General features: G+C 56.8%; 4 protein-coding genes. All 4 read right to left on the minus strand.

Translation table 11 applies throughout. The features are described 5' to 3' along the window. Positions 1-177: 177 nt before the first annotated feature. Positions 178-387 (minus strand): nucleotidyltransferase family protein, encoded by a 210-nt coding sequence (locus tag AC2VLY_RS00970; RefSeq protein WP_486891630.1) that lies wholly within the window; start codon positions 385-387, stop codon positions 178-180. Positions 388-464: 77 nt separating this feature from the next. Further along, the gene (locus AC2VLY_RS00975; protein WP_486891629.1) at positions 465-746 is read right to left on the minus strand and encodes a nucleotidyltransferase family protein; all 282 of its coding nucleotides are present in this window, start codon (positions 744-746) and stop codon (positions 465-467) included. Positions 747-972: 226 nt separating this feature from the next. Continuing rightward, complete coding sequence (locus AC2VLY_RS00980) at positions 973-3033, minus strand: transglycosylase domain-containing protein (RefSeq protein ID WP_486891628.1); 2061 nt, start codon at positions 3031-3033, stop codon at positions 973-975. Positions 3034-3040: 7 nt separating this feature from the next. Beyond that, positions 3041-4272 (minus strand): alpha-2-macroglobulin family protein (locus tag AC2VLY_RS00985; RefSeq protein ID WP_486891627.1); only part of this gene is annotated, 1232 nt, incomplete at its 5' end.

Genomic DNA, 4272 nt, shown 5'->3' on the forward strand with positions numbered 1-4272 from the left:
ATGGGGTTCAGGTGGTCGGAGGTTCAAATCCTCTCGCCCCGACCAACTTTACTATATGAATCATAATGATATAATTTTTATGGGCCATAAGTAAAACTTTTTGGTAAACTATCATGAATAGCCTGACGATATCCGTCACAATCCATGATTCCTGATGTTTATCCAGGTAGTGTTTGGTCATTTTTTGGTTGAGTGGCCCAGCAGTCTCTCGATCGCTTCGTCCAGGCGCAGATCCTCAAGTCGCGGTTTGTGAGTCATAATGTCGCTACCTTCAATGTCCTCGCCTCTGGCAACCGAACCGAAAATACGCGGGTTGTTGGCATGATGCGCTGCAATAATCTGTAGGACCTCTTCACGATGCCTTCGCAAGATTTCAGACGAACGCATAATATCTCCCCGATGACCAGGATAAACTTTCGGTATCATAATTCTGAATCCACCCCAAATAGGGTGGGAATGAAGTTTTATCTGCCTAGATCCCTATTCATTTCGGTGAGTTGTGTGTGTAATTCCGGTAGATCAGCTTGAATGGTTTTCCAGACGATTTCCAGGCCCACCTGAATGTTGGCCACGTCCATCAGGGTTGTTTTGGGCGTTGGCTCGATGAGGATGTCCAGATCGCTACTTTCGGTGTCCTGACCATTCAATACGGAGCCAAGCACCCGGGCATTTTTGGCGTGGTGAGATTCGACTATTTGCCGGATTGCGGCACTGTTTGAGGTCAAGGCTACTGATGGTTTCATCATCCCCCCACTACGAAATCTAACCCGCAGATATATTATAGAATAATAGAATAATTCGATCTTCCTAACACCTGCAGTGCGAACCAGAAGCGGGTGAATTACCGCACCAGACCGTTCCGCCAGCGGGATACTGGATACCTCCTGCCGGTTTTGATACCCCTTCCAGAAACGGGTAAAGCCAGCCGCCGGCACGCGGGTAAGGCAACATCTCATACTCACCCACATCCGTTCAGTGGACGTTATTACCCCATTCCACATTTGCCGCGCTTATGGGTGGCACTGCGCGTAAGGCGCGTTTGACCAGTTGGCCACTGGCATCGAGAACGCTGAGCTGATAAAAACCGGCCACCGCTGGTGTCCAGTCCACGCTGCGTAACGCCGGGTTGGATGCGAGCGGACGACCGTCCAGCAGAAAATGAAAGGGCCGATTTCCGCCAATGATGCGAATACTGACCGGTTCACCAACTGTCAGCTGGCTTCCCGGTGCGGGGGAGGCAATTTCCAAAAGCGTACCCATGGGCTGGCGTTGCAAGGTCAGGGAACGGGTCGTCGGATGGATATCAATCGGCTGCCCCGGCAGAATGCTGAAAACCTTGGCGAGGATGGGGATGGCGGCGAGCGCTGTTTCACCGGGCAGGGCGGCGCCATTGGGTTGGCCAATCCAGACTGCTGCGGCGTAGCGGTGATTATATCCAATGGCCCAGTCGTCGCGATTTCCGGCGCTGGTACCGGTTTTCCAGGCAATGCCACCAGGACCACCAAAAGGGAAGGGACGATTGAGGATGGCGGTAACATCTTCCGCTGCATAAGGAGATAACAGACGGCGTGCGCGGCGATGTTGACCGGCAATCAGGTGCAAGCGTTCGACGACACCATCGTTAGCCAGTCCTGTGTATAGTGCCAGTAAGCGGCGCATGGAAATCCCGGCACCACCCAGGGCCAGAGGCAGGGCGGGATCCGCGCCATAGGGGAGCAACAACGGCGTACCGGCAGCCCGCAGATGTGCCGCAAAGCGCAGGGGGCCGTAGGCTTCGATAAGATCTACGGCCGGCACATTCAGGGAGCGTCGTAATGCGGTAGTTGCGGTGACGACCCCCATATAGCGGTCATTATAATCATTAGGTTCATAAGCGCCGAAATTGCTGGGAAAATCAGCTACATTGGTGCTTGGGCGGATGATTCCGGCTGCAAAGCCGAGGCCATATAAAAAAGGCTTGAGGGCGGAGCCCGGAGAGCGGATGGCACGGGTCATATCGACAAAACCATCGCGCTGGACATTACCCCAATCACCACTATAAATCGCACGGATGCCTTTTGTCTTGAGGCTGACAACCACTATAGCGATGCTCTCCGAGGGGGCCATCTGCTGCAGGGCATGTTGGGCGATGTCGGCCACCGCGCGATCCATGGGCGCATCAATTGTGCTATGCGTCCCGCTGGGTAGTGTCGAGGCTACCTGGGGAGAAAGCAGAGGCATGGGATAGAGCCGTTGCGGCAGCGCAGTTGCCAGAGCACGCTCCAGTGCTGCCTTCGAAATAATGCCCCGGCGTTGTGCTTCGCGCAGAATCTGATTGCGGGTGGCAAGAGCCGCGCGAGGGTGGGTCAATGGATTCAGCCGATTGGGATTGCGCACCATCATGACCAGAAAAGCCGCTTGTGCCGGACCCAGGGTGCGTGGAGACTGATTGAACCAGGCATGCGCAGCCGCCTCGATACCCTGAATGTTGCCACCCTCAGGAGCCAGTGACAGCCACATGCCCAGCACCGCAGACTTGGAATAATGTTCATACAGCGAAATGGCCTGCAGGGCCTCCACAATTTTGACGGGCAGGGTGCGTGGTGCCGGATGGAGCATGCGGGTGACCTGCATGGTGAGGGTAGACGCACCGGAAACTACGTGCCCCGCCATGATCATCTGTCCGGCAGCACGGAGGATGGCGAAGGGGTCAACACCGGGGTCCCAGGCGAAATTTTGGTCCTCAATGGCGATCAGCATCTGGATCAGGACTGGACTGACCCGCTTTGCGGGCGTGGCAAACGCCCATTGCTGTTGGTGATTGAGAAACATACTCAACACGTGGCCGTGGCGGTCGTAAATGATGCGCCCCTCCTGCTTCAGCGTCTGGGTATCGGGCGGCATGAACCAGGCAATGACGGCCACCAGAATGATGCTGAGCAGCAGCCAGTGTCCGCAGCGACGCCACCAGGCGTAGCGGCCCCGAGGCCAGAGGCAGCGTCGGCCCCCGCGCAAAATGCTCGCAAATATTCTGTCCGTCTTGCGCCCACTCATGCGGTGTTCATGAGGCAGGCGGTGCTGTCACGCTGACCTTGCGCCCAGCGCTGCGGGCGAAGATGGAAGGGTGAAACATGTCGCTTAGCGTAACGCCGGGCAGAAGATAATGCCCAGGAGTGACGGCGCGCAACAAAATGGCCGTCTTGAAATCGGGTATCCCGTCGCCGTCGAAAGCCTGACTGTCTTTGGGGGCCATTTTGAAGGCGGCTTCGTAGCGGTCATCGGTAGCCGCAGTGGCTTCCGGAGTGCTGAGGTTTTTGAGCCAGGGCAGCCCATGCACCTTGCCCGCCGAGAGGTCGCCTGCCAGTTCCCAGCCCGGTGGCAGACCCATGTTGAGCAGTGCACGATGGGGTAAATTATCGCTGATGCTCCCTTTCAGAACGACGACGAAGACGGTGTTCTGCGGCAGGGAGTCAGGCTGCAAGGGCTTGCCCGAGAGTGAATAAAAAGCCTGGCTGACAGTCATCCCCTGGTCGGCAGCCGGAGGGGGGCTGCTGGTGATGCCTGTCGTGCTGAGGGCTACTGTCAGGGCTTTGCTGCCAAGATTACGGATGTTGATTGCCTGTCTCAGAGGCAGAACAACGGGTCCAGTCTGCTGGATGGTTCGCTGACCCCATTGCACATGCACTGGTTGATTGTTGCCGCCTAGTACGCCATCGGCGTAAAGCGCCCAGGCGAGTTCCTGGGTCGTCAGACTATCGGGTTCCAGTCCTGCGCCGGGCAGATTCTGCCGTAATTTGACCATGGCATCGGGCATCAGTCCGGTCTGGGCAATGATGGTCGGTACTGCCCAGGCATCCCGTAAAGGTGAACCGAAGGCCGCATCCCAGTCTGAGCGTCCCCACCACCAGTCGCCGCCAATGGGCCCCTGACTTTTGATGGCTTTTTGCAAGGCCTGCCCGGCCAAATGGCGTTCGCCAATGGTGTTCAATGCCGAGCCCAGTTGTGCCAGGGCCAAGGGCATGGTGAGTTGATCCATGTGTCTTGCCAGCATACGGATGGCTCCTGCTGGCGCTTTCCCAGCCAGACTCAGGTCGTAGACTGCATAAATGCGATCAAATACCGGATGGTTTTCCTCTTCCACCTCATTGCTCAGCCAGTGCAGGGCCTGGTCGATGGTGGGTTGCGGCACCGTTGCACCGGCTTTTTGAGCGCGCAGGAGAAATTCTGTGGCAAAAGCCGTGAGCCAGGGCTGGGCGTCACCATTATTGGACCAGAGCCCGAAAGCGCCATCAT

The sequence above is a fragment of the Acidithiobacillus sp. TH-A36 genome (assembly GCF_057473445.1).

Excerpts from the sequence above, each read along its gene's own strand:
- AC2VLY_RS00980 (WP_486891628.1), bottom strand. The coding sequence starts at position 3,033 with ATGAGTGGGCGCAAGACGGACAGAATATTTGCGAGCATTTTGCGCGGG.
- AC2VLY_RS00970 (WP_486891630.1), bottom strand. The coding sequence starts at position 387 with ATGCGTTCGTCTGAAATCTTGCGAAGGCATCGTGAAGAGGTCCTACAG.
- AC2VLY_RS00975 (WP_486891629.1), bottom strand. The coding sequence starts at position 746 with ATGATGAAACCATCAGTAGCCTTGACCTCAAACAGTGCCGCAATCCGG.